General features: G+C 53.3%; 14 protein-coding genes and 1 riboswitch. All 14 genes read right to left on the reverse strand.

The genetic code is table 11. The features are described from left to right. Nucleotides 1-10: 10 nt before the first annotated feature. The 14 genes from PORUE0001_RS07810 to PORUE0001_RS07880 all read right to left on the reverse strand — a co-directional run bounded on the left by PORUE0001_RS07810 (nt 11) and on the right by PORUE0001_RS07880 (nt 24,854). The gene (locus PORUE0001_RS07810) at nt 11-1,762 is read right to left on the reverse strand and encodes a phospho-sugar mutase (RefSeq protein ID WP_007365906.1); all 1,752 of its coding nucleotides are present in this window, start codon (nt 1,760-1,762) and stop codon (nt 11-13) included. A gap of 603 nt (nt 1,763-2,365) precedes the next feature. Further along, nucleotides 2,366-9,352, reverse strand: a complete 6,987-nt coding sequence (locus PORUE0001_RS07820) for a DUF4465 domain-containing protein (protein ID WP_007365900.1) — start codon at nt 9,350-9,352, stop codon at nt 2,366-2,368. A gap of 25 nt (nt 9,353-9,377) precedes the next feature. After that, complete coding sequence (locus tag PORUE0001_RS07825) at nt 9,378-10,487, reverse strand: hypothetical protein (RefSeq protein WP_007365897.1); 1,110 nt, start codon at nt 10,485-10,487, stop codon at nt 9,378-9,380. A gap of 183 nt (nt 10,488-10,670) precedes the next feature. After that, nucleotides 10,671-10,888, reverse strand: a riboswitch (cobalamin riboswitch). Between the two features lie 90 nt (nt 10,889-10,978). Next, a complete protein-coding gene (locus tag PORUE0001_RS07830; RefSeq protein ID WP_007365916.1) occupies nt 10,979-12,430 on the reverse strand; it encodes a leucine-rich repeat domain-containing protein in 1,452 nt (483 codons plus the stop codon). Between the two features lie 11 nt (nt 12,431-12,441). After that, complete coding sequence (locus PORUE0001_RS07835; protein ID WP_007365905.1) at nt 12,442-13,833, reverse strand: alpha/beta hydrolase family protein; 1,392 nt, start codon at nt 13,831-13,833, stop codon at nt 12,442-12,444. Nucleotides 13,834-13,861: 28 nt separating this feature from the next. Next, nucleotides 13,862-14,440, reverse strand: a complete 579-nt coding sequence (gene ruvC, locus PORUE0001_RS07840; protein ID WP_004331386.1) for a crossover junction endodeoxyribonuclease RuvC — start codon at nt 14,438-14,440, stop codon at nt 13,862-13,864. Further along, the gene (locus tag PORUE0001_RS07845; RefSeq protein WP_007365915.1) at nt 14,437-14,766 is read right to left on the reverse strand and encodes a hypothetical protein; all 330 of its coding nucleotides are present in this window, start codon (nt 14,764-14,766) and stop codon (nt 14,437-14,439) included. Before PORUE0001_RS07845 ends, ruvC begins: the two co-directional genes overlap by 4 nt. Nucleotides 14,767-15,250: 484 nt before the next feature. Then, complete coding sequence (locus tag PORUE0001_RS07850; protein WP_007365911.1) at nt 15,251-17,011, reverse strand: hypothetical protein; 1,761 nt, start codon at nt 17,009-17,011, stop codon at nt 15,251-15,253. Nucleotides 17,012-17,017: 6 nt separating this feature from the next. Further along, the gene (locus PORUE0001_RS07855; protein WP_007365909.1) at nt 17,018-19,033 is read right to left on the reverse strand and encodes a hypothetical protein; all 2,016 of its coding nucleotides are present in this window, start codon (nt 19,031-19,033) and stop codon (nt 17,018-17,020) included. Between the two features lie 25 nt (nt 19,034-19,058). Then, a complete protein-coding gene (locus PORUE0001_RS07860; protein WP_007365918.1) occupies nt 19,059-20,378 on the reverse strand; it encodes a DUF4906 domain-containing protein in 1,320 nt (439 codons plus the stop codon). A gap of 31 nt (nt 20,379-20,409) precedes the next feature. Further along, on the reverse strand, nt 20,410-21,357 hold the full coding sequence (locus PORUE0001_RS07865) for a FimB/Mfa2 family fimbrial subunit (RefSeq protein WP_007365902.1): 948 nt from the start codon (nt 21,355-21,357) through the stop codon (nt 20,410-20,412). A gap of 215 nt (nt 21,358-21,572) precedes the next feature. After that, a complete protein-coding gene (locus tag PORUE0001_RS07870) occupies nt 21,573-22,742 on the reverse strand; it encodes a fimbrial protein (protein ID WP_007365901.1) in 1,170 nt (389 codons plus the stop codon). Between the two features lie 45 nt (nt 22,743-22,787). Continuing rightward, a complete protein-coding gene (locus PORUE0001_RS07875; protein WP_232501440.1) occupies nt 22,788-24,242 on the reverse strand; it encodes a DUF3868 domain-containing protein in 1,455 nt (484 codons plus the stop codon). A gap of 33 nt (nt 24,243-24,275) precedes the next feature. Further along, nucleotides 24,276-24,854 carry a DUF3575 domain-containing protein gene (locus PORUE0001_RS07880; protein WP_007365893.1) on the reverse strand — a complete coding sequence of 193 codons (579 nt, stop codon included), beginning with the start codon at nt 24,852-24,854 and terminating at the stop codon, nt 24,276-24,278. Nucleotides 24,855-25,321 lie beyond the last annotated feature (467 nt).

Below are 25,321 nucleotides of genomic sequence, written 5' to 3' on the forward strand. Positions count from 1 at the left end.
GTGTACCTGCTTAGATGCTTAGCTGCTCACGTATCGCCTGGATACGATCACGGAGTAGTTGCTCGGGATTGTCGCAGGCAGGGTCAGTGCCACGCTTGTAGGTGACCCCAATGTAGTACTTGATCTTAGGCTCCGTACCTGAGGGACGTATCGAGAGGACCGTTCCGTCCGCTGTGTGGTACTGTAGCACATTGCTGGTAGCTGGCATCTTGATTGGGAAGGTCTCGCCACTCTTGAGACACTTACCCTCGAGCGACTGATAGTCTAGTATCTTCACCACGGGACTGCCAGCCAGCTCCTTCATCGGGTTGGAGCGGTAGTCGACCATCATCTGGCTAATCTCCTGAGCGCCCTTGATGCCCTTGCGCACTACGCTAATACCCTTCTCGAGGAAGTAGCCATGCTCGTTGTAAATCTTCTCCAAAAGCTTATCAATGGTCAACCCCTTGTCCAGTGCCCACGCCGTCAGCTCTGCAAAGATAGAGCAAGCTGACACCGAACTCTTGTCTCGTACGAAGGTCTCCCAGAGGTAGCCGTAGCTCTCCTCGCCACCACCTATGTAGCGGCGCTTGCCCTCCTGCTCACGCACCTCGTTGGCGATCCACTTAAAGCCCGTGTAGCAGTCCATGCACTCTACGCCGTAGTCCTTGGCAATGGTGGGGATCAACTCCGTGGTCACAATCGTCTTGACCACAAAGTCATCGGGACGCAGGTCGCCCAGCTCCTTGCGGCGGGCTATCGTGTAGTAGGTCAGGAGGGCGCAGATCTGATTACCATTGATCAGGTGTAGCTCGCCCTGCTCGTTGCGCACAGCGACACCGATGCGGTCACCATCAGGGTCACTCGCTAGGACGAGATCAGCGCCCGTAGCCTCGGCACGCTCCATCGCCAGCTTCATCGCTGCCGGCTCCTCGGGATTCGGCGAGATGACCGTCGGGAAGTTGCCGTCGATCACATCTTGCTCGGGCACATGGATGATATTCTTAAAGCCAAAAGCCTCTAGTGCACGAGGTACGATACGTACGCCAGTACCGTGAATGGGTGTATAGACGATCGCCATATCACTGTGACGCTGCACCGATTCAGGCGAGAGCGATAGGGCACAGACATCATGGATGAAGCGGTCGTCCATCTCGGCTCCGATCATCTCGACGAGCGCTGGATTGCCTTGCCACTTCACTTGGTCAATGTCTGTGATGCTCTTCACCTCATTGACGATCGCCTTGTCGTGCGGGGCGATGATCTGAGCACCGTCGCTCCAGAAGACCTTGTAGCCGTTGTACTCCTTGGGATTGTGAGAGGCAGTCACCATGACGCCACTCTTGCAGCCCAGCTGACGGATCGCATAGGAAACCATCGGGGTAGGGCGCAGCGCATCGTAGAGGTAGACCTTGATGCCGTTTGCCGTAAGCACGTCGGCCGTCGTCTGAGCGAAGAAGGGACTGTTATTGCGTCCATCGTAGCCGATAGCTACGGAGATCTCTTCGCCAGCGAAGCACTGCAGGAGATAGTTCGCCAAGCCCTGCGTAGCCATGCCGACGGTGTACTTATTCATGCGGTTGGTACCAGCGCCCATGATGCCTCGCAGGCCGCCCGTGCCAAACTCTAGTACTTGGTAGAAAGCCTCCACGAGAGGCGTCTTGTCCTCAGCCGCAAGGAGAGCCTCTACTTGCTGACGTGTCTCACTGTCGAAAGCGGGTTCGAGCCACTGCTTGGCACGCTCCTGTGCTTGCTGTATAAGTTCGGGTGATAAAGTTGCCATAGTTCTATTGTGTCGTTAGATTGTTTGAAAGTATTGTTGGCAGGTTGCGTGCGCCCTATTGTAGCGCTACCCGTGCTGCCGTTGTGGATTCGTAGCGAGTGGTCAGAAGGCGCCCCATATACCGTAAATGGCTTGCACTAGCTAACCTCTCGCAGTAGGAGCAAAGTTAGCAAAATAAGCGATACAGAGTAGCGCATAACGAGGAAATTCCCAATAGCTCGGTGGAAAACGAACTTTCCCCACGGAACCGGGAAATAAAAGTTCGGAAGAATGAAATGAAACTTCGGAAGAATGAAATCAAAGTTCCGAAGAATTTTCTCATTCCTCCGTGGACAATGGCTGTTCCCTACGGAGGAAAGATAAGTTTCCTAGGAGGACAGATAAGTTTCCTACGGAGGAAAAGAAAGTGTCCTACGGAGGAAAAGAAAGTTTCCAAGCGAGGAATGATTTTGGAAAACTTGGATAGTGTTCCTTATTGTCGCTTGTGGCGTGAGTTTGGGGCGGGTAGGAGAGCCCCCCGCACCAAGCAGTAGCCCCACCCGGCACGAGGACCGAGTGGGGCTACGAAGCGTGTGGAGCTAAGGCTCCGTGTATAGCTTATCGCTAGAGGATCAGTCGGAAGGTACGTACTGCGCCTGCCTTGTGGGCTGCGACGATGTAGATACCAGACTGGAGCTGCTCAGCGATGAGCTGCTCAGGCTCGGTGATCTGGTAGCGACCTATCTGAGCACCGCTAACTGTGTAGAGCTCAACGGTCGCACCCTGTAGACCTATCACGAGGATACCCTCGGGAGTGGCTACGACACGTGCGGTCTCACCGTCGATAGCGTTGATGGCCGTCGCCTGAATCGTGAAGGTGGTCTTACCCTGAGCGACCGTCTGCATAGCGGGCATGATGGTCGCCTCGACGGTGACCTCATAGCGTGTGCCCGTCTGTAGCCCCTCGAGGGTGGTGTAGACGTAGCCGTCACGAAGCTCTAGCGAGCGGAGCTGCTGCGTAGGATCAAGGCGCATCGTCTGCGTCGCACTAGCGTCAGCTCCTACAGGACGATAGCTTACGGTGTAGCTTACCTGCGTGGGGAGCGTCTGCCAGCGTATCTGCGCTGTGCTCTCGGTGGTTGCGACCACTTCAAGGGCTATCTGCTCCTTAGCGGGCTTGGTAGAGGCATCCTGCTTGATGTGCAGGTTGTCCATTGCAAAGTAGCTAGGCGCATAGCTGTCGCTCGACTGGATGGAGAACTTGAGCGTCTTGACCTCACCGAGAGAGGAGAGATCGACCCACTTCCAGTCGTTGACCACTTCGCGCTTCTTATTGCGATAGTCGATGAGTGGTACCTCGACCTTCTTACCATTGTCAGCCGTGATGGTCACGATAAAGAAGCTACCCTCCTTAAAGGCGGGACGGCCATAGTTCTTATCGCCCTGGGTGGCAAAGCTCTTGACCCACGCTGTGTTGGTCAGATAGACACCCTCGAGCTGCACCTTGCGGTCGCTACCAGACATGACCGTGACGACGGGATTGTAAGAGCCCCACTGAGGATTATCACCTGGGCAGTAAGCCACGACATACTGCTTGGACTTACCTTCCTGCTCCTGACCACCACCGACGACGTTGTTATACTGCTGCGTCTGGAAGTTGCCCGTGTAGGTCGTATCGGCACTAGCTGCTAGGGCAAAGCCACTCCAGCTATTCCACTCAGCATTGTAGCTGTTGGAGAAAGCAAACGAGCCACTGCCGAATGGAGCCTTTTGGCTGTAAGGCTCCTCGCTAGAGAGTGGCTCCTCCTCAAAGGTTGCCACCATCGCCTCGCCGTGTAGTCCATTGACGTAAACATAGACGCTCTCGGTTACTTGGCTACCAGCAGCATCGGTCACAGTGACACTATAGCGTGTCGTCTGCGTAGGAGTTACGGAGACAGTCTGCAGTGAGTCGCCTTGTGACCACTTATAGCTATAAGGCGCTACGCCACGGATCACCTCAGCCGTCAGCTGAGCCTGCTGTCCGAGATTGATGGTCACGGGAGCGATAGCGAGCTGCATGGCGAGGGCGTCGCCGTTGTAGTCGTCGATCCATAGCTTGCCACGGCTCTCGAGTGTCACCTCATGGATGTCGCCTCTCTGAGCCAGGTCTACGTATGCCCACTCCTGCTCAGTAGCGGGGAGCGTGATACGCGTACCGCCATCGATGCGCATATAGACGGGGCGGTCTGCCATGAGCGAGAAGCCTCGCTGAGGTATCTTGCCCTTGGAGTTGGTCACGGTGATGGTCACCTTGTCGCCCGCCATCTCAGCAATCTGATTGCGTGAGCGGGTGAAGTCCTCGACGACCTTGACTCCTGCGAAGCTATTGGTCCCTGAGTAGACGACATCGCCCTCTATGGTGCGGTTGTCCTTCTCAAAGGTAGCTACTCGTGTAGGCATATAGGTGGTGGTAAAGGTAAAGAGGAGCTCAGGCTCGGCATCCTTATTATTGAGCGTACCGTGGAGGAGTCCGTAGACCTCATAAGTGGTCTCAGGCTCTAGCCCCATGATGGTAAACTCAGTCGTACGCTTGCCAAGAGCGGTGAAGTGTCTGCCCTTGTCTCGTATCGCAGCAGCGTCTGGAGCCTTCTCGCCCTTTACGATCGTCATCAGGTAGACGTCGGTCATCTGATCTGGCTCGACAGAGATCGTAGCGGACTGATGTAGTGTACGAACCACCTGCTTGTTGGTTAGCTTAGGAGCCTCGTTGCTTACATTAGGATCCTGCTCGTAAGCACCGACGGTCGGATGCTCTTTGTCACGAGCTGTGCCGAGGATGTCCGTTGTGATAGCAGCGTGCGGAGCTCCCTGTGGCAGTACGGTCATATCCTTCGGGTAGAGCACCTTGTCAGAGACGAAGGGTACCTCTACGATCTTGGATGCTGTGCTCTTTGTCGCCTGCTGATAGTTGGTTGCGTCGTACTTCTTACCCTTAGCGGTGATGAGTACGCCCTTGCTGTCAGAGGTGTAGAGCGCATTGCGGTCGCAAGTGAGTTGCTCGTTGGGGAGCGGTTGATTGCTAAAGAGGATGCCCCCACCGTCTCGGTTCTGCAGGATGTTGTCTGAGATGAGAGACGAGGCAATCGTGTTATTGAGCATGAGGAGTGCTGTACACTTGCCGTCACGAGCTATAGCGGTGTTGAAGACAAAGTTCAGTCCTGTCACCTTGCTAGCTGCAAAAGCTCGGCTAGTAGCAGATCCACGCGTGATGCGTATCACATTGTTGGCGACGAGTAGCCCCTCGCCTTGTACCTCACGGACATTGATACCGACGAGGTTGCTGAGTTTATAAGCTTTCGGCTGTGTTAGGTCAAAGTCGTTGCCGATGATCTTAGCATCCGTGTGGAAGGTCGCATCGATACCGCTGTAATCCCTCTGAGGAGCGATCTGCTGTACCATCTCGTTGCCCTCGATAAGCACCTCGGAGGCACGTGTGACGTAGATAGCCTTACCGCTATGATCTACGAAGCGGTTGTTGCGCACCGTATAGCCCTTGCCTACGGGGTTGGCAACGGTCGTCGTACCACCGATCTGTAGAGCAATGTGTCCACCCTCAAAGAGCGAGTTCTCAACCAAGACATCACAGCTCTGAGCGTGTGGGTTGCTAGCTCCCTCTACCTTAACAAGGCTTGGAGACATGTTGTAGTTAGAGTTGCTCGTGTTCTTGGTGTAGACATGGCAATTATCCATCGTGAAGTGCGATGAGTTCTCCTGTACGTAGACCATTGTTGGGAAGCCTAGGTCTGTCGAGTGGATCGTCATATTTCGTAGCGTCACGTAGGGGGTATTGCGTACGGTCATCACACCATAAGCACGTCGGTGGGCATCGTCTCCAGTAGGCTTGTTATACCCATTGGCAGAGAGGACGACCTCGTCACGAGTGTTGCCGAGACCAACGATGGTGATGCTGTTCTTGGCAGAAACTCCGGGGATACGCTCTAGGAGGACTGCCTCGGGATACTCACCTGGCTCGACCTCTACGGTGACGGCGCCAGAGACTCCCTGCTTGGTCAGATCCTTAGCGGCTGCAGCTAGACTCTTGTAGGAGGCAGCACTGCTAGAGCCGACACGGAGCGTGCCTTGGAGTCCACCCTTGCGCGTCTTCGTGTCAAAGGGCTTCTCCTGCTTTACATCGTACTTGGCACCTCCGATGGTAACACTCTTGGCAGTAACCGAGATAGGAGTGCCTACCTTGAGGTCGCCAGCGAGCTGAGCCTTGACCCAGTAGTACTGCGTGCGTGGTAGCTTCAGTATATCGGCGGGGTCAAACTTAAAGATGACCTCCGTCTGCGTAGCTTGTGGCTTAGCCGTTGCGATCAGATGAGCTTCATCAAACTCACTGATAGCTCCTGTAGCGTATAGTGCGAGCTCCTCGATGCCTTCGCTAGAGATCTCTAGCTGTAGCTTCTCGAGGGTCGTCTTGCCCTTCTCTCCAGCTGTGGTTAGGTCGATGCGTACAGCGGGCAGTGAGCTACCCGAGAGTACACCCTGCTTATCTACGGGGAGAGCCGTGGCGGAGACCTTCTCAACAAAAAGGTCGCGAGGCTTGACGCTCTCTACACGAGCAGCCCACCCGAAAGTGTAAGTGTCTGAACCCTTGAAGTAGACCGTCAGAGAGCCGTCCTGCTCTTGCGAGGTGAAGGTTCTGACACCAGTCTGCTTGAGTATGTTGTTATCTCCAGTGGAGAGAAGCTTGCTCTCATTCTTGTGGTCACGTCCAGAGTAGATGCCGAAGGTGGCTCTTCGTAGATTTATTGAGTCGATCGTGAGGGTTACCACCTCGCCTTCGTGGGATGGGAGGAAGGTCACGTACGACCCTGTGTTCTTGAGCACCTTGCCATCGGGACCGCCCTCGTCGTAGTACGATAGGGGCGTGGTTACGGTCACTTCCTTATTGTCGCCTGAGGCTGGGTGATTGAAGATGTTGACCAGCTTGTACGATCCCTTAGGATCAGCGTCACGGACGGTAATAGGCTTACCAGAGACAGTTAGCTTGGCGATAGCCACGTCTATACTCTCAGTTAATGGAGCATCCTTGCGAATGTCTATTGCGAGGATATAGTTATTGGCAAACTCCTTCAGCGTGCCGTTTTTCGCTAGTGCATCGGCTGGGAGATCAACGCTTTGCATCGTTGGCTCCACCTGAGCCTCTGCGATGAGCTTGTTCGCCTCGAGTGTGCCCTCAGCCGTAGTAGCGTAGAGAGCCACACGCTTGATCTGAGGAGCGCCACCCTTGAGGTCTACCGTGAGACCGTCCATGTGGATCGGCTTGCGGTCTCCGATCGTATGTATGTCAAGAGCTAAGACAGGGTTCAGCTCTGAGCCGACAGCGATGAAGGGAAGCTCGATCTGCTTTGCAGCGGCTGAGTCCACCTTCATGTCCTGTGGCAGGTACTGCTTGACCTGACCACGCCAGCCTAGCGAGCCGGAACCACCTTTAGCGTCAAAGACGAAGGTCAGATACTTTTGGGTAGAGCGGATGTAGTCGGATGGCTTCGTCTTGAAGGCTTCTCGGTCGGGCTTTAGCTCAAAGAGCAGAGGAGCTGTGGCATCCTCACCGTCATAAATCCGGAGCGTAGGCTTGCTACCCCAAGAGGAATAGTAGAAGTCCCACTCATTGATGTCTAGCTGGATGACGTTGTTTGGAGCGGTAGCCTCAAAGGTGACGCTACGCTCGCCTGCGTCGGTGTCATATCCCGTGGTAAGGCTGTGCTTGAGCTGAGGCGTAAAGTCCCAAGGCTCGTACACCTTGACATGATGCTTACCGAGGGTGAGCACCATCTTATTCATTACCTCTAGAGCCTCCGTGCGGGTGCGCTCCTTCTCGGGTAGCGTCTTCTCGCCTGCCGAGAGGTGGATCTTATCAATGGATAGGTTGATCTTGCCTCCCTTGTTCGCAGTCTCCTGGAGGTCTACGACTAGGTAGAAGTGGTTAGCCCCCTCGCGCAGTGCTTGAGGTGTGGGGAGTGTGGCGGTGAGTGCCTGGGCAAAGTCCCAGTGTGCGATCTCCTTAGCCTTCGTAAAGTCATCGACGATCGGACTGTAGTAGAGAGCAACCTGAGCGATGTCTGTCGTCTTGCTGATAGAGCTTAGGTCTAGACGCTGCAGTGTGACAGGGTCTTTGGTTCCCTGAGCGACGAGCGTGAAGGCAACCATGCCGACCTGCTTGACACTTGCATTGATAGGCATTGCAAAAGTGTCAACCTCAATGGTTCTACCCGAGAGCGAGTCAACCGCCATAGGCAGAGGAGCGATCTGAGAGACCAGAGCCTCAAAGCCAGCCTTGGGAGTCCCCGCATTCGTTACGAGACGGATCGTCAGGCTCCCGTCAGAAGCTGTAGAAGTTGCCTTGTAAGCCTTCTCCTTGTTGAGCTTGATGATGAGGTTGTCCGCATTGACCTCTGAGCCATTGTACACCTCAACTAGGTCGGCACGACCGATAGAAGAGTAGCTAAAGAGATCTAGCTTTGTAAAGTCTACCTGGATCACCTTGCCAGCAGTCTCTGGCTTGAAGACAGCGTATCCGTCAAACTTCTCGCTGATCGGCTCGTGCTTACCGCCATCGTCGTATAGTGTCAGAGACTTGTCGCCTACGGTGTAGGTTTTCGGAGTCTTAGCAAGCGCGTAGGCATCCTCTACGGTGAGCGGTTTAGGCTCTTGGAGCGTTACGGCGTGATCGCCCAGAGTCGTCGTGAGCTTCGTCGTAGCAACATCAATACGGCTACCAGCCGCCACGTCGCTCTTGAGGTCAACGACCAGAACTAGATCATAGTTAGGCTCAGAGAGCGTGTACTCCTTAGAGAGAGTGATCGTACCCTCGGCAGAGACTTCGGTCGTCTTGCCGAGTAGCTTGTCAGCGTCTAGCTGCTTGGGCTTACGGCTGTTCACCTCGTAGAGGTATATCGCCGTGATGTCGCTCGGCTTTGTGTTGCTGAGCTTGTAGTGCAGAGCCGTCAGCTTGGGAGCTTTGGCTAGTCCCTCGGTTGTAATCTTGAGGTTAGAGACGATGAGCGACTGCTCACCGATGTAAGGGTCGTGGCTAGCGCTCTTGTCCTCTAGGATAGAGGTAATCTTGATCGCAGGCTGATCGACCGTGCGTACGATGATCTTAAAGCCTGCGCCTGGATTCGCCTTCGTCTTGCTACCGATTGTTAGCTTACCAGACTTGTCACTAGAGCGAAGCTTAAGGGGTAGCGTTGGTCTATCCGCCTTGGCAAACTTCCTGATGACTAATTTCTCGTTAGGCGTCAGCCAATCAGAGAAAGGTGCACTGCCCTCGAGGATGTAAAGTTCGTCTTGATTGGCTAAGGCAAGCTCCTGTATCTCTATCTCGATACATTTGCCAGCTTGCTCTGGCATGAAGACGATCTTACCAGCTTTGTTTGCCTGGGCATTGCCATCGGCTCCTCCACTATCGTAGAGGATGAGCGGGGTGTCTCCCACTTTATGCTCGTTATTGCCATAGATCGACGTGGGCATCAAGAGCGTCTTGTCCTCTTGTCCCCACACGATCGGTGGCAGGAGTAACCAGCAGAGTAGTAGGAGCGTTGTCGTTACTGTTCTTTGCATAGTAATTGAGTGAATGTATAGTTTGTTATTGTCTGCATATACGATAAGTCGCAAAGGCTCCGCCCTCTAGGCGTAAGAGTGCGACGTAGCAATCGCTCATAGCGGGCAGAGCGACCGTCGCGCTACCCACAGAGAGCGGGTGCGTCAAGACGAGTTGCCCGTCTATATTATATAGGTATAGCGTACCCGTCACTTCGCTCTCGACATATAGCTGGTTGTCGCTATAGAAGAGATGCACGGCTGGTGTCGCTACTGTGGGGGAAATGATGCTGGTTCCTTTGGCGAGGGGCTTGATGCCCGCAAACTCGGTCGAGACTTCGCCCGTCTCATCGGTCTGCTGGTGGACGCCCGTCTGCACCTTGAGAAAGTCGATGCGATCTAGCTGTACCAGTTCACCCTTAGCATTGACTGCACTGTCTATATCAATGTAGCTACCCAGGGAACCGTTAGGGTGATTGTCTGCATAGCCATAAGCGTAAGGCTGAGACTCCCAAAGGCCTCCCTCATGCTCTTGCTTCATACAGTCTGGTAGGCGAACCCCCGAGAAGGTTACTTTGTCACCCTCCCAGAGCGGGTAGTAGCTATTTGTCGTGTGGTACTTATTGCGCGGTATGAGTCCCGAGTCACCCTCCGAGTCGCTCCAAGCGACGGGGTCGTTGTATGGGTCTTTTGGCTTGTAGTAGGTGATTGCGTAGTCTAGGTTGCTCCGATAGTCCTCGCTGCCACGGATGCGGTACCATGGGTCGTCCGCCAGTCCGTTACCATTAGTATCTTGGCTCACATAGATGATCCCTGGCTCGGCATTACCGATGAAAGCATTGCCCAGTATCGCAAAGTCCGCTTGGTTAGGTTGATTGACCAATGCGGGCTGGATGCGAACGATGATGTAGCCACCCCACCCACCGAGAGAGAGAAAGCGCCCATCCTGGACGAGGATGCGCTGTGCCTGCTGGAGTAGCTCTTGATAAGTTGTTACGCCCTTGCTCGCCATCACTTCGCTCCCCATAAATTGTCCGGGAGCTGGGTGGTAAGCGACCACCTCTGTAATGCGACTCTCCTGGGCAGAGAGTGTCGCCACACCTAAGAAGAGTAGATAGGCGAGGCTGTGTAGTACAAGCGAGTAGATAGGTCTCATATCGTAGAGTCTAGGGGAACTAACATGCTGTATCAGTACAGCGTGGCAGACTTTACGAATCAACGACTTTACGGCTCAACGAGCCACGGACTAGGAGCATCTGTCCCAGTCATCTAGTACCAGAGAGCGTACGAGCGCCCCCTTGCCCCAAGCGTATCGTGCTGCAAAGTCCACGTTGCAGACTGATAGAAAAAGGATCGTGGCAGGTCTTCTGGCTTAGCTCGCTAAGGTGTATCCTTCCCACCCCTGAGTGACGTTAGCGGGGCAGTGGCTTCATCAAGTCGATGACACATTAGCCTTTGGTGAGCTTTACAGCAACGGGTTTGCTCAGGATTTGCACCTGATTCCCTCTTAGAGTGGAGTGGCGCACCTCTCCACTAACCAAGATCGCTGGCAAAGGTACTAAAAGCAATCAACTCAACAAAAAACAGTTACGCAAAAGAAGCCCCGCAAGTCAACTCGTGACGCGGGGCTCCTCTAACTTCTAATCTCTATCCCTTATCCTTCGCCTCGACAATGTTTGAGGTGAACTCTAGCCAGCTCTCGCTCTTCTTGTAGAGCTTGCTACTTCCCTTTGGCACAATGAGCTTGCGAGCCGTGCCAGCTACGCTAAATAGAGCCATTATTCCGACCTCCACCTGTGCGGGGTCGGCAACACGTATCTCCACCTTGCGGAGCTTATCGCAGAAGGCAAACGCCATATCTCCGATCTTGCGCACGCTCTCGGGTATCACTAGGACCTCAAGGTCTTGAGCATCGTAGCCAGCATTCTCAGCGATCTCTTGCACCGTGTCGGGGATTCTATAGACATCATCATCATAAAGTCCCGCTGGATACTGGATCAGCTGCGTCTGCTCCTTATTATATAGGATGCCGTCGATCGAGGAGTAGCATGGATTGTTCGGATCCACCTCGATCTCGAGGAGCATGATGCAGTCGTGGAAGGGGGAAACCCCAAGACGAGTCGTCTGTGCAGGCAGAGACATAAAGCTGAGACTCGAGCAGCGGGCGAAAGCATACGACCCCACCTCCTCTAGATGATCTCCGAGCATCACCTCCATTAGAAAGTAGTTGCTCGCGAAGGCTAGCCCCGCAATCTTACGCACCTCCTCAGGTATCGTAAACTCCTGCTCCTCTTTAGACGCAGGGTAGTGTACCAAGACACTCAGATCCTTACTGTATAGGATGTCATCCCGCACGACGTAGTGCTCACTCTCTGGAGCTACGGAGATCTGCTCCATAGCCAGACAGTCCGCAAAGACTCCATCGCCTAGACGCTCTACCGAGGCGGGGATTAGCACCTTCGTAAGGTCACTACAATTGCTGAAAGCCATCTCCTCAATCACCCGAATGCCCTCCGAGAGCGTGAGACTGCTGAGCTGGATGCAACCATTGAAAGCGTTGTCCCCGATCTCCTGCACATTGCCCGGGATGACCAGTTCGTGGAGCGCCATAGTACCTGCAAAAGCACTACGCCCGATCCGCTCCACCGTGTCTGGGAGGACGAGCTCCCTGAGAGCGACACACTCGCTAAAGGCAAAAGCGCCCACACACTTCAGTCCCGAGGTAAGCTCTAGTGCGAGCATACTGTCACAAGACTCAAAAGCCCCCTCGCCAATCTCCGTGACGCTCCCTGGGATCGTCACAGACTCTAGGCTCTGACAGCAGGCGAAGGCGCTCTCTCCGATATAGGTCACCCCCTCGGGTATCTCAACGCTTGTGAGCTCCGTGCAGTTATAGAAGGCGTAGTCACCGATACGGGTCACACCCTCCTTCAGGACGATCATATCAATCTGATCGTTGAACTCAAACCATGGGGCCTGCCCAATAGGGTAGTCGGGCAGAGCTCCCGTACCTGACAGCGTGAGAGAGCTATCCTTGGGGTCATATCGCCACAAGAGCTGCCCCGTCTCACCGCTCTTTGGCATCTTAATCTTACTCATTGATTTACTCCTTATTTAGTTAGTTTGGTGAGCCACTCAGCGATCAGCTCCAGTACCTCGGGAGCGATCGTCTCACTGATCTGATAATACTCGCTCACGGCTCCTGTCGTCGCATGCTGGAAGAGGTGGTTCAGCCCCTCCAGCTGGCACACTTGCCGTGGTGTCCCCGTCGGGAGACTCTGCTCGATGACGGGCAGATGCTTATCCGCTAGCACCTGTTGGTCTAGCGAACCATTGAGCGCCAGCACTGGGCAGTGCGTCTGCGCTATATCCCCCTTTGGATCATACTGTGTGAAGTAGATCAGCCAAGGGGTCAGCCCGTCGGCAACCTTCTTGAGATCCAAAACCAACCCAATAGGGAGCTGGTAATGTCCCTCCGAAAGCACCTTGGTGACCAAAGCCTCGCCACGCAAGTCGCTCTGAGCCGCTTGGTCAAAGGTTGCTACAGCAGCTCGTAGATACTCTGCGCGAAGCTTTTCTGGCACCTCCGCCCGAGTTAGGGCAAGGTCCATCTGGTCTTGTAAAACCTCCTTGCCAGGCAGCGTGCTCCCCGCTAAGCTAATGATGAAGTCAGGGATACCTCGAGCTGCCAGCATGAAGGCGATGGTACCGCCCTCGCTATGCCCCAGCACGCCCACCTTGTCGAAAATCTTCCGACTGCGTAGGAAGTTGATCGCCGCTGCAGCATCGTCCGCTAGCGTTGCGGTGGTCGCCTCGGCAACACCGACCGAGTCTATATCGTCGTGATAGCCACGGTCGTCGTAGCGCAGCGTCGCTACGCCCTGCCGAGCCAAGTAGTCCGCCAGCACGGCAAAGGGCTTATGCTCCGCAAGGGTCTCATCACGATCCTGTATGCCCGATCCAGAGACAAAGAGAACGACCTGCTCCACACGGCTCCCTGCCTGATGTCCGACAGGGTAGGTGAGCGTGCCGTGGAGCGGTGCCGTGCCATTGTAAAAGGTCACCTCCTCCGTCTCGTAGGGGTAGGGTGGCTGTGGTGTCTGCGGACGATCAGCCTTGGCGGGCTTGCTGGCCCGTACGAGTGTGAGCGGTAGCGACATACCACCCTGCGCAAAGGTCCCTACGATGGTATCGCTACTCACGAGCTTGCCCTCGTAGCGAACGTATAGGTTCGGGATGGTGATGACGATGCCATCGGCAAGCTCGATTGTTGCTTCGATACCTGTCGCCATCTGCGACGGACTATCCATTGTGCAGTAGATAGTCTCTTGCTTATCTCTGAAGATGTTGAAGCGGAGCGGTAGCTCCGTGCCTGAAACTTGTAGGGTGCCCTCCCAAATGCCGAGAGGAGCCACTTGCTTTGTCGCTTGTTGTGCCGATAGAAGCAGTACGCCACAGAGGTAGCAGCAGAGGAGTGTGAGTAGTTTGCGGGTTGAGGTCATAGTTCCTAGTGTCATGGTTTGGTTTCGCTTAGAGTCCGTGCACTTTGTTGGGGTTGGCTTTGATAAACTCCTTCCAGCTCTTGGCACTCTCGTTGGACGTAGCCACCGCATTGGAGGTTTGCAGGAAGTGACAGTAGGCGACCGCCAAGCCATCGGTCGCATCAAGCTTCTCGGGCATCAGTTCGGCGGGAATGCGTAGCACCCGCTGGAGCATTGTCGCCACCTGCTCTTTGGAAGCTTGCCCCGTACCCGTGATCGCCTGCTTGACACGCATCGGCACATACTCTGCGATGGGTATATCTCGGCTCAGGGCCGCCGCCATAGCGACTCCCTGCGCCCGCCCCAGCTTGAGCATCGACTGCACATTCTTACCATAGAACGGTGCCTCCAGAGCCATCTCGTCAGGTAGGAACTCATCGATCAGCCCCGCCACACGCTTGTAGATGCGTCCCAGACGGGTGTAGTGGTCCTCGTAACGGCTCAGCTCGATCACCCCCATGGTGAGCATCTCGGCATGCTGCCCCCGCACAGAAAGCAGCCCGTAGCCCATCACGATGGTGCCAGGATCAATGCCTATCAGTATGCGCTCGCCACGTGACTTGCTCATAGTGCGATCTCTCTCATCGGTGTGACATGGTATAGGACGCGCTCGCCGAAGGTCTTGCCCAGCAGCTCCAAACGTTCGCCCAGTACCTCAGAGAGATAGTGCTCTAGATCTCGCTCCTGCTCTAGAGAGATGAGCAGAGCTAGAACCATATCGTCCATCGGCTGCGCCATCTCCACGACAGGCGCCTGCGCCATCACCTCTAGGAGATCTACCTGCGCCACGCCCTCATCGTCACGGAGTAGTGGCACCAGCCTAGTGCGTAGGAACTCGTCAAGGAGCGCATACTCCTGAGCTTTGAGAAAGAAAGAGACATTCACTCGGTACATAAGAAGCAGTAGTTAACTAAAGAGTATCGTGCGACTAACCAGCCGCACGCCACAAAGATACCAAAAAAGCCCCTCCTTCTCCTCTTCTTCAGAGTGGACGCATGGTATCGAAAGGGTTCATCGACGGGACTATCAAGGAAATCGAAGAATTCCTCGGTGGAGATTGTTGATTATCCACGGAGGAATGGAAAAATTCTTCGGAACTTCGAAATCTTTCTTCCGAAGTTTCATTTCATTCTTCCGAACTTTTATTTCCCGGTTCCGTGGGGAATTTTCATTTGCTCCCTGGCGCTTCTCGATTTCCTCGGGAGGATATCCGAATCAACGCGACTGGTGGAGTGACTAGAGTCGGGCTGTGGCGCTGCGTAGCGACGCTCAGCTTATATATTCCTTGGTCCTCAACTTAACAATATGAGGCTGCCACTCCACAAGGAGTAACAGCCTCACTAGCTCAACTAAGTAGTAGAGCCCCCCTCTTAAGTACTTAGTTGGCCTTGACGATGACACGCTGTGTGTCAAAGAGATTCTCGACCGATACCACCTCAATGGTCTCGGCACAGGTGCTCTTGTTCGAGAGAAAGGTGCACCTGAGTGTCCGGTCTGTCGGCAGCTTGGTGATGATGGTCGTGTAGCAGGGACGACCCACTGGATTTGCACCATCCTTGGCAAGGCCGAAGGAGAACTTGCCCATACGGCCATCCTCCGTTGTTACATCTGGATAGAAGTGCTCCGTAAAGAAGCGCAGGCGCATCGGTAGCTGTTGCGCCCTAAAGTCTTCTGGCAGGGTTATAACGAAAGAGAGTGCACCCTTCTGCCCATGGACGTTAGCCGTAACCGCATTGCCAACCGCAGGCTGCCCATTCACCTGAAAGAGCTCATAGTTATAAGGTTTTCTCACCTCTACACGTACGATGCGCATCAAGTCGGGGTCACCCGTTACACCTACGATAATGTCGGAGATACGACTCGTTTCAATCAAAGCCGGTTGGAGCGTTGCTGTAATCTGTCCTGTGGTATTATCGATTGAGACATCACCCTTACCCTTTATGGCGTTGTAGTCAGTAGCATTGCGCACGGCAACGATCTGGAGCTTATCATTTTGAGCTGTGGCACTGCCCTCGGGGTAATAATTTGCCTTAAAGGTGAGCGTCTGCTCTCCATGCGTTATAATATAGTTGCTCGCCTCGACTTCTAGTCGGCCCTTACCATCGGAGTACGAGGGGTAGGCTTGCAGTTCCTCAGAGAGTGCGAGGTTATTGACTGCGGGCCCGGCAAGTGCCTCGTCTAGGGTGGAGGCTCCGATAGCTAAGGCGTCCTGAATGGTCATCTTGTACCAGTAGTTGCGGATGAGGTCGTAACGCTCTAGACGATTAGCACTCTTGACGAAGTCGAGCTTGTAGTAAGAGTAGTCTGTAGCTCCGTCATACTTAGCTCGTATGACGAGGCAGGAGATAGGCTTTGCCACCTTGTTCCTTCGCTCGAAGCCGTAAATAGAAGCCCCACTTGCGTACCAGCCGAGGCCTGCATCTCCATTGTCTAGAAAGGTCTCTCTCGGCACGGTCGGCACACGGTTGTCTACGCTAAAAGCTTCGTTTAGGTCTGGAAGCTCGGCTCGCTTGAAGGGAGCCACGGTGCCACAGTCGTAGCTATTACATAGTGTGTAGGAGACATCAGCGAGCTTAGTGGTGTGGCTCTCTAGCGTAAACTTGGCCATAGAGCGTAGGAGCTTGATCTCGCCTAGGTTGCTATTCTCCTTTACCTCAGAGTAACTCTTGCGAGCCCACATCGGGATGCTCTTCTTTTGGCTGACCTCCGCCATAGTCACGAGGTCTGAGAGGAGTACATCGCTCTCCTTACGTCCTAGATACTGCCGACCCGAGTCGCTACCCCCGTAGTTGCGGTTGGCAACAAAGTGGATGACGCACGGCTCCGTCTGTGGCTTCAGCTGGGCAGTGAAGGTGTACTGATTGTCGCCAACCTTGGTTAGATTCGTAGCGAGTGCATAGTCAGCCATCAGTCCCGCCTCGTTGAAGACGAGTAGCTCTAGCCGGTCGATCTTGTTCTCATCGATGCCCTCTTGCATAGCACGCATGGGGGCATAGCATGGTACATCTACCGAGAGGGATACAGTGACCCGCTCTCCATCCTGATCTACAGGAGCTGTACGCTGCTCCTGCTGGCACGCAGATAGCGCCATAAAGGCTACCAGCAGGAGGAAGTATAGAAATATCTTCGTTCTAGTCATAACTTTCTATCGGTCTAATCTGTACGGTACATGTGACTGAATCGTCGGCTCCTTGACGTCGCGTATACAACGGGTGAATGCTTCTCTAGTGGAGCCGCTGCTACCACCTTGCAACTCTATTGCTGCATCGCTCTTAGCACTCCAGTAGTATCTACCCGTCATAATGGATTTGACTGCACTATTGGGGTCGTTCTGTAGCTGATCTATCAGTCTGATCTCAGCCTCTGTCGGTAGTCGCCAATCACCGAGGGTTACCTCCTGGCCATTGACTATACGCGTCTCCGTATAGAGAGCACAGTCGCATAGAGCGGTCTCATCAAAAGCTCCTATCTTGTTAGTCCTAGTCCAAGATAGATTCCACCCTGAGTAATCTTGAGTCCAACCATACTCTAGGTAGGACCACTTTTCTGTGGCTCCAAGCTGAGAGGCTAGCTCAAAGCTGGGAGAGACCATCTGAGCGGTTTCAGCGTCACGCTTTGTGGTAAGCTTAGAGATCTTATTTCCTCCTGTTAGCACCCAGCGACTACCATTCCAGTATCCTGGCCAGAAGTCTGTCGTCTCTCTCGGCGGGAAGCCTAGGATCATACCTTCGGGTGGGTTCTGTACGGTGATACGGTAGATGGCTTTGTTGTTTAGTCCGTTATGTGCTAAGGTCCCGTCAGGTCTGAGCGAAGACTTCGTGCCCATCGTGTGGGTAATAAAGAGGGATGGATACTGATATACCGTGACCTCTTTATCTAGCTCTGCGATGCCATTGCTGACCTTAATGCGGATCTTCTTGGGAATGTTGTTGATCGGTAGCTTAGACTGGATCTTGATCTGATTGCCCACCACGGTAACCGTCGGGTACTGATCACTGGAGGTGGGGATAGCTTTTGTTATTGCCTTTCCCGTAGCTCCATTGACATAGCTGAAGCTAACCTCCACGATCTGGGGCGTGACTGGCTTTTTAGAGGACTCATAAGATATGGTATGAGTCTCCACATTGTAGATATGAGCCTCTTTCTCTGACACCTCTAGATAGTTAGCTGCTGGGAGATCATACTGATCATCACAGAGAGCCCAGGGGAGGATAGAGAGCGTGCCCGTGATCGCCACAGGCTCTTCGGGAGTTGTGGAGCCCAGCTTGTGGATGCCGAGCTTCAGGTCGTAGAGCTTATTGGCCGTAAAGTGCGGCTCCGCAGGCGTCAGGGCTACGCGATAGTAGTTGTTGACAACTGTCATCTCGCCCTCCTTCTTGAGTGGCACGGTGAGGAGGTAGTAGGGAGCCTGGTCGGGATCGCTACTCCAATTACTATAGTAAGAGTAGAAGAGCTGTGGCTGCTGATCCTGAGTAGCTCGATAGTCATAACTGATGGGTGTAGCTCCGTCAGCTGACTCTTCAGCCGTAAGATATCCACGATCTGTAGCTCCGACGAACTTGACCTGTATGTCGCCAGTCACTGCATATCCTGTGATATCTACGGTAGGCGTGATGCGTAGCTTGCTGGCGACACGACGTAGCTCAACGGCACCGAGCTGCTTGCCCTCAGGGGTCTTTAGGTCGATCTGCTTGGAAGTCTTGCCCTGCATGACAAACTTATCGTTAGGCAGCTTAGCTACCGACTCGCTAACCGGGATCTTCGCTAGATCGCTCTCTTGCGGTGGAGCTGTGAAGGTCAGGTTGGTCACGACATAGATGTCATACGTAGAGTTGCCATCGAAGCCTCCCTGCTTATCTTCTGGGATCGGTATACTATAGTTGCCATCCGTGGAGGGCGCTGGAGAGACTGACCAGTAGAGTGCACCTGAACTGTAAAAGAGGATCTGTAAGCTCTCAATCTTGTTCTCATTAAGAGCTTCAACCCCTGGCTCTGTAGCACGAAGAGAACGTATATCCTGTACGGCTAGTCGTAATGATAGCTGCGCTGAGGAGTCGTCATCAGGACATGCCACGGGTCTCTCCGCTATACAACCTGATACCATCAGCAGTATCAAGGCATATCCCACTAAGCGGGTAGAAATATCTATTAGTCTATTCATAATCTATGATGCTTCTAATGGTTTGCTAAGCATGCTTCTGACAGATCTTGATACCCTCCTTAGGCATCCCTGCCCCTACTAGGTCTAGATACTCCGAGGTGAAGAGTAGCTGCGTGCAGCGCAGGTTAACGCCTGCGGGCTTCGTAGCGATCACCCGAATGGTGTACTCGGTAGTGCCATCGGCTAATCCCTCTCGTACGGCGCCCCCTGTGATGTCAAAGCGGAAGTCAAGAGCATTGGTCAGTGTGGCGCGCCACTTAGAGGGGTCGCTGCTGGAGCTTATCTTGACCTTGAACTCGGCAGCCTCTGTGTCGGTCACGTAGTAGGTCTCCGTAGGAGAAGGAGTGATGCTCACGATCTTAGGCACCTCGAGCTTCTTCTCACTCGTCTCTACATCCCAGGGCAAGACTTCCGTCTTCAGCAGTAATGCGTTGTGCGCTCCGATCTTGGTGATCGTACCTGTTAGCTGGTAGTGATGATTGCGATGCAGTGCGTAGTGATGGTCGGCATCACTCGTCTCATCATTGACATAGGCCGTATAGGTTGTAGGAACTCCATTATAGAGAGCCTCAACGGTCAGAATAGGCGCATGGCCTGTCGTATCGCTATCGAGACTCTCGTAGGTGTAGAGCGTCTTGTCTGGGATATAAGTTGTCGTTGCGTTGTTGACTAGCGTAACCTTCTCGGCGTTGCTGTAGATCCAGGTCTCGCCCAGGTGATAAGAGGCGGGTGTCAAAAGCATACTGGTCTTAGGCAAGCGACTGATCGAAACGCTACGGATGATGATCTGGTCATCGGTCGCCGTCTCCTGCTTCAAGTCGAGCGTGATCTTAGCTCTCGAGCGAACCAAGGCGATTGTCACCTCATTCTTCTGATCTTTCGTGAGGGTAGCTGTACCCTGACCGATCAGCAACATCGGCTGAGGCTCTGTCACACTGCTGGGGTCCTTATCAGGGATAGCCATGCCGAGCAGGTCTTGCTTGAAGACGATCTTATTGAGTGCGTCGCTCATAGCGGGACTCTCGTTGGCAATGACGTAGATATCCTTAGCTCCTTCGTGAGCCTCCACACGTAGCCAGTCGCTGAGATCGGTCGGAGAGCTAAAGCTCTGCTGTGCATCTAGAGCTCCTCCCGCCTTATTGAAGACTAGGATACGGATCGTCTGCACGGGCAAGTCCTCTACGAGGAGCTCTCCCCCGCGCAGGGTCATCGTCGGAATAGAGAGCTGTACGGTGGCAGGCTCTAAAGTCTCTCTCAGCTCACTGCGCTTACACCCTGAGAGCACTGTCAAGAGGAGTGCCGATAGTGCGAGCAGCGTTGTAAGTATAGGTCTATATGGTTTCATAGGATTTCAAGCTTTGCATGTGAATGAGACTTTAGTAGATGACAAACTGATGTACGACATTCCACGGGGTCACAACGACCTGCACGGATATATCTCCAGATCGCATGTCGATGAGTACGTTGAGCATCTTGCCTATCTCAGGTAGTAGGAGCGTGCCTCGTGAGTCCTTGGTAAAGCTCTCTAAGCAGTTGTCGCCGACGTAGAAGTCTAGCTGGAATGGCTTGCTCTCGATAGGCGGGTAGACCCTAAAGGGTGCTATGTGATAGTCGCCCGTAGAGCTATCTAGAGAGCCCGTCAGACGGTAGGTCGTGGGGTTACCACCGTATGTGTCAACTATAGAGTAGTTGTCTAGGGACTTACCGAATAGTATCTGGGCTGCAGCGTAGTTTGTCGGGTCAAAAGCTTGTCTCTTATACCCCTGGCGGTTTAGCCACTGCTCATAGCCTAGGACTGTCACATTGACCTGACAGGTGCGTCGGTAAATGTCTACAGTAGCAGGCTTGCCTAGCTCGAGCTTGCCGTAGACTTGCTCTCGGTCTAGTCGGCCAGAAAATAGGTCTGTGGGGTACTGTCCAAAGCCGTCTGCACGCTGTAGTGGCATCTGGACATCCTCGATACGCTGTACGGACTCTAGACGAGCCATATCAGCAGTTGTTACATTACCCCAAGCGACGAAAGTGAGCGACTTAGGGCCGTAGTGCTCGATGTGAATAGGTTTGCGGGCCTTGATCTCCTTAGCGTTGAGGAGGATCTTGTCAAGGCGCTTGCCAGACTCATCAAACGTGAAGAGAACCACGTTCTCTACATCCCCATCAGAGGTTATATCCTTGTTGGAGATATCTACAGCTCGTACGGTCAGCTCGAAAGGTTGGGGACAATCCTCGAGATCCTCTGCGATGCAGCCAGACAAGAGGGCTATCATCGACACTGTCCACGCCGTGATCGCTGTCTTATTGATCCATCTCTGTACGATATTCATATTAGTGTCTCAATGGGGTGCTTAAAGTAAAGAGTAACAAGTGGGAGAGGCTGCCGTCAAACGACATCTGATCGTGTGTCTGACTATCAAATTATTATGAAGCAAGGAAAGATGACCGAGCAAGCGTATGACGCAGGCTCTCCGACTTGTGATAGAGACGGCTCTAGAGCCACCACAACTAGCCGGTGGCTCTAAAGCTATCTGTAGAGAGCGTCTTACCAGACGACTTCTTGCTTGACGATGTTCCAAGGAGTAACCTTGCACATGACATCGAGGTTAGCCTTCTCCTGTGTTGGCTCCTCAGGAGAGTTCGTACCAGGGCCAGTGATCGTAAGAGAGATCTCGTACTTGTTGTTGCGTACGATACCCTTCTTGTCAGTCGTGCCTGTGAATGTGTAGCCGTCCTTCTCCCAGTTAACTAGGACAGGGTAGAAAGTAGAGTGATCTGTCTCAGATACGATCCATCCAGCAGCTACAGCCTCCTTAGCCTGATCAGCTGTTAGAGCTGCGCCACCTTTCTGTGTGAGCTCGCCCTTGATGCAGAGGATCGTTGGGTGCTCTGCGGAGTTGTTCTCTAGCACGTAGAAGCCCTTGCCCGTCATAGTCTCAGAGATCTCGGTGATAGCCATCTTGAGCTCTGCCATCTCCTTGTAGTTAGCCTTTGGAGTGTACTTGTTGTCAGCCTGGCCGAAGTGCTGCTCACCATAGAGGTAGTTAGGATCAGCGTTAACAAGAGATGCGCCGAAGACGTTAGACTGCTTCTTAGCGATAAGTGCCATGATAGCGCCCTTGTCAAACTTGACATTGTAGAGATCCTTGTACTGAGTTGCGAAGTCAACCTTTACACTGGTAAAAGACATACCAGCGTGGATGTGCTTGAGCTGCATAGGATCATTAGAGATGTGATTGCCGTCACCATCTGCATAGCCGTAGAAGTTCTTGCCCTTCTTGAGCGTTACCGGAGTAGCGTCAGAGGTGAGCATGTGCTTGCCCTTAGCTGGATCTTGATCGTCAGCACCTAGCTCATGGGTCATAGCGAGAGCATCATTTAGAGACTTGCCCTGGAAATCAGTCCCCTCGAAGTTAGCAACAACGAGTAGCGTCTTGGTACCAGCGGTGGTCTCGATATCCTTGACCTCGAGATCACCAGCCGTGGCAGCCTCCTTGTAGGCAACCTGTGCCTGACCTTCGTAGACCATGACGGCTAGGGTCTTAACCTGCATATCGGCAGTGCCTGCGCCATCCTCATAAGCTCTGAGGTCGGCAGACTTGATAGCAACGCTGATGGTAGCGTCTGTCTCGGACTTGACATCGTCCTTTTTGTTGCACGCTGTGAAAGCGAGCGTGAGAGCCACGAGGCTCAGTAGGAAAAGCTTACTTTTCATAATAGTTGATTTGATTAGTGGTGAATATTTAGTTTGATTATCTGCTTAGAAGTTGTCCTGCATATAGTGTAGGAACTCATCGAGGTTGTACTGAGCATCGGGCAGACCGAGCTGTGCAGCCTTGGTTAGGTAGGTACGAGCATCATCGTACTGCCCATTATAGGCGTAGGCGATGCCCAGGATGGTGTAGAGCTTCGTATTCTTCTTGTATCGCTCTAGTAGCTTGACGGCCTGCGCATAGCGACCTGCCTCAAAGTCCATGATCGCCGCATTGGTCGCAGGCTCGACAGCATTGGGGAAAGCGTCTGCAGCGATCGCCCAGGTCTCGTACCGCTCAGCACTGCCGGCGGGGTAACTATTGGCCACCAGATTGACCTCGGCTAGGCTGAGGTGTGTCGGGTGCTTCTTGATTACCTCCTTGGCCTCGGTTAGGTCAAAGCCCTTGACGACAAAGGAGAAGGTGATGACGGTGCGACGTAGTGGCGGGTAGTACGTCTGTAGCAGGTGGGCATAGGTCTTGCCATTGTCTATAGCACGTAGGGCTGCGGTGCGCTCGCTGGCGGGTCGCTCCTGGAGTATCTGGAGGATCTGCTCCTTATAGTCAACGCTGCTCTCCTCGATGGCGGCTCGTAGTCCGTCCCAGTCGGCACCCATAGCGCGTGAAGTGTAGTGATTCTTGAAGCGTGGATAGGTGCGTACGAGGTAAGCAGCTATGCTCTCGACACGACCCTCAGAGAGTCTCTGGTTGAGGTCAGCACTACCCTCTGGCGAAGCGTATCCAGTCAATGAGAGTGCATCGACAGTGAGAGCGCTATTGGTGGTGAGCTCCTGGAGCTTGTTGTCTATACGCTTGACCTCAGCGCGGTTATTACCGAGGTTCAGATTCAGATTCGTCTTATTGACTGGGAAGGTAATCATGGCCGTGAGGCTCTCCTCACGACGCTTGGTCTCCTCACCCTCAGGTACGAGCATCGCATAGCGATAAGTAGGCTGATAGAGCGGAGCGAGCGCATTAGGTGTCAGTGAAGCGGTATAGTCGCCTAGGTCGCACTCAGCACATCCGGAGCTCTTAGCACGGAGTAGACAAGAGGCGTCTTTCATCCATAGCGCAAAAGGTACCTCTATCGTGTACTGATAGCTCTGCTCCCGGTGCTTGCTGCGTATGATGTCTGCCTCGATGCTTTTGCGTCGGAGCATGATAGCCCGAGTGCGTCCTGAGATAAGTATAGGAGGCAATGCGAGCTGATTAGAGTCAGCATTGGACTGCAGGACAGGGGTGACCTCTAGGACCGTGTTACTGTTGAGACGAGTCATCTCGGTCAGGTCGAGTGTGAAGTCTACCAAAGCCTTGTCTCCATGTCTTGTCACGACGGTCTGCGAGGTACTCTTGATCCCCTGTAGGGGATTCATCTCCTGGCGCTGTGCGGATAGCGTCGACAGGGAGCATAGCATCAGGAGAGCCATCCAGGCGAGTGACATATTACATATAGTGTGTCTCATATCTTCTCTGCTTATATTATCGTGTGATGTAATCTAGAAGAGGTAAATCAGTGAAAGCGTTGCTTTGGTCGGGCCGAAGTAGTTCTTCTTCTCTTTGGCGACCACCTTACCACAGTGCTCACAATTGTACCTTGTGTAGTCAAAGAGTGCGTAGCCCGCACTGATAGAGGCTTCCAGATTCCAGTGCTTAGCAAGTACCCACTCATATCCGTAGGTGATACCGACACCATATCCCCACCCCTGCAGGCGGTAATCTTTGAGGCGCTTGAGACGACCTATGGGGACGTTGAGTCTATTGACATTGTAAAAACCGACGAGACCATGAAGACCGAAGAAATGGCCATTGAACGCCTCGCAGAGGTAGTAACGAGCCTCAGGTAGGACGGAGAAGTGCATCCATTTCAAGCCTGTCTCCTTATTGATCGGATTGATGAAGTTGTACCCACCCGATAGATCGATGGTCCAGCGTGGTGCGACCCGGACCTCAATGCCAAGATTGGGTGTAGCAGTCCCCCAGTAGAGGAAATTGGTCTTGATCCCAACATCCTGCGCCGTGCACCATGTTATGGTGGCCAGCAGGGAGATAAGGAGAGAGATAAGTCTATTTTTCATACGGTTTGCAATAACGGGTTCATGACTAATCTGGAAGGGAGGCATCTCCTGTACCTAATGTTCATCTCGTGATCGAGGTAGTTGATCTGTCTCCTAGGTTTCTGTTGCAAAATTAGACTTCAGCGGTGTTAAATATCTTATCAATTGCGGACAAAAACTTGTCATATTCGGACAGGATTACATGGCGCACTTGTCATTTTCGGACATGACATCATATCTAATGTGTTGATGTATAGTGTATTGTTGGTGCCAAGGGCCTAAATATCGACAAGAGCCTCTACAAGATGGTTATTTCTTGATAAGATATAAAATGACAGTCCCGCTTGCCCAGAGTTGACGCATGATATACGATGAGTTCCTCTACGCCTCTATGGAGGAAATCGCAAATATCCAGTGAGGAAACGAACTTTTTCCACGGAGCCGGGAAATGAAACTTCGGAAGAATGAAATGAAACTTCGGAAGAAGC

The sequence above is a fragment of the Porphyromonas uenonis 60-3 genome (genome assembly GCF_000174775.1).
Taxonomy (GTDB): Bacteria; Bacteroidota; Bacteroidia; order Bacteroidales; family Porphyromonadaceae; genus Porphyromonas; species Porphyromonas uenonis_A.

Excerpts from the sequence above, each read along its gene's own strand:
- PORUE0001_RS07860 (WP_007365918.1), bottom strand. The coding sequence starts at position 20,378 with ATGAAACCATATAGACCTATACTTACAACGCTGCTCGCACTATCGGCA.
- PORUE0001_RS07865 (WP_007365902.1), bottom strand. The coding sequence starts at position 21,357 with ATGAATATCGTACAGAGATGGATCAATAAGACAGCGATCACGGCGTGG.
- PORUE0001_RS07830 (WP_007365916.1), bottom strand. The coding sequence starts at position 12,430 with ATGAGTAAGATTAAGATGCCAAAGAGCGGTGAGACGGGGCAGCTCTTG.
- PORUE0001_RS07855 (WP_007365909.1), bottom strand. The coding sequence starts at position 19,033 with ATGAATAGACTAATAGATATTTCTACCCGCTTAGTGGGATATGCCTTG.
- PORUE0001_RS07845 (WP_007365915.1), bottom strand. The coding sequence starts at position 14,766 with ATGTACCGAGTGAATGTCTCTTTCTTTCTCAAAGCTCAGGAGTATGCG.
- PORUE0001_RS07870 (WP_007365901.1), bottom strand. The coding sequence starts at position 22,742 with ATGAAAAGTAAGCTTTTCCTACTGAGCCTCGTGGCTCTCACGCTCGCT.
- PORUE0001_RS07835 (WP_007365905.1), bottom strand. The coding sequence starts at position 13,833 with ATGACCTCAACCCGCAAACTACTCACACTCCTCTGCTGCTACCTCTGT.
- PORUE0001_RS07810 (WP_007365906.1), bottom strand. The coding sequence starts at position 1,762 with ATGGCAACTTTATCACCCGAACTTATACAGCAAGCACAGGAGCGTGCC.
- ruvC (WP_004331386.1), bottom strand. The coding sequence starts at position 14,440 with ATGAGCAAGTCACGTGGCGAGCGCATACTGATAGGCATTGATCCTGGC.
- PORUE0001_RS07825 (WP_007365897.1), bottom strand. The coding sequence starts at position 10,487 with ATGAGACCTATCTACTCGCTTGTACTACACAGCCTCGCCTATCTACTC.
- PORUE0001_RS07880 (WP_007365893.1), bottom strand. The coding sequence starts at position 24,854 with ATGAAAAATAGACTTATCTCTCTCCTTATCTCCCTGCTGGCCACCATA.
- PORUE0001_RS07850 (WP_007365911.1), bottom strand. The coding sequence starts at position 17,011 with ATGACTAGAACGAAGATATTTCTATACTTCCTCCTGCTGGTAGCCTTT.
- PORUE0001_RS07820 (WP_007365900.1), bottom strand. The coding sequence starts at position 9,352 with ATGCAAAGAACAGTAACGACAACGCTCCTACTACTCTGCTGGTTACTC.
- PORUE0001_RS07875 (WP_232501440.1), bottom strand. The coding sequence starts at position 24,242 with ATGAGACACACTATATGTAATATGTCACTCGCCTGGATGGCTCTCCTG.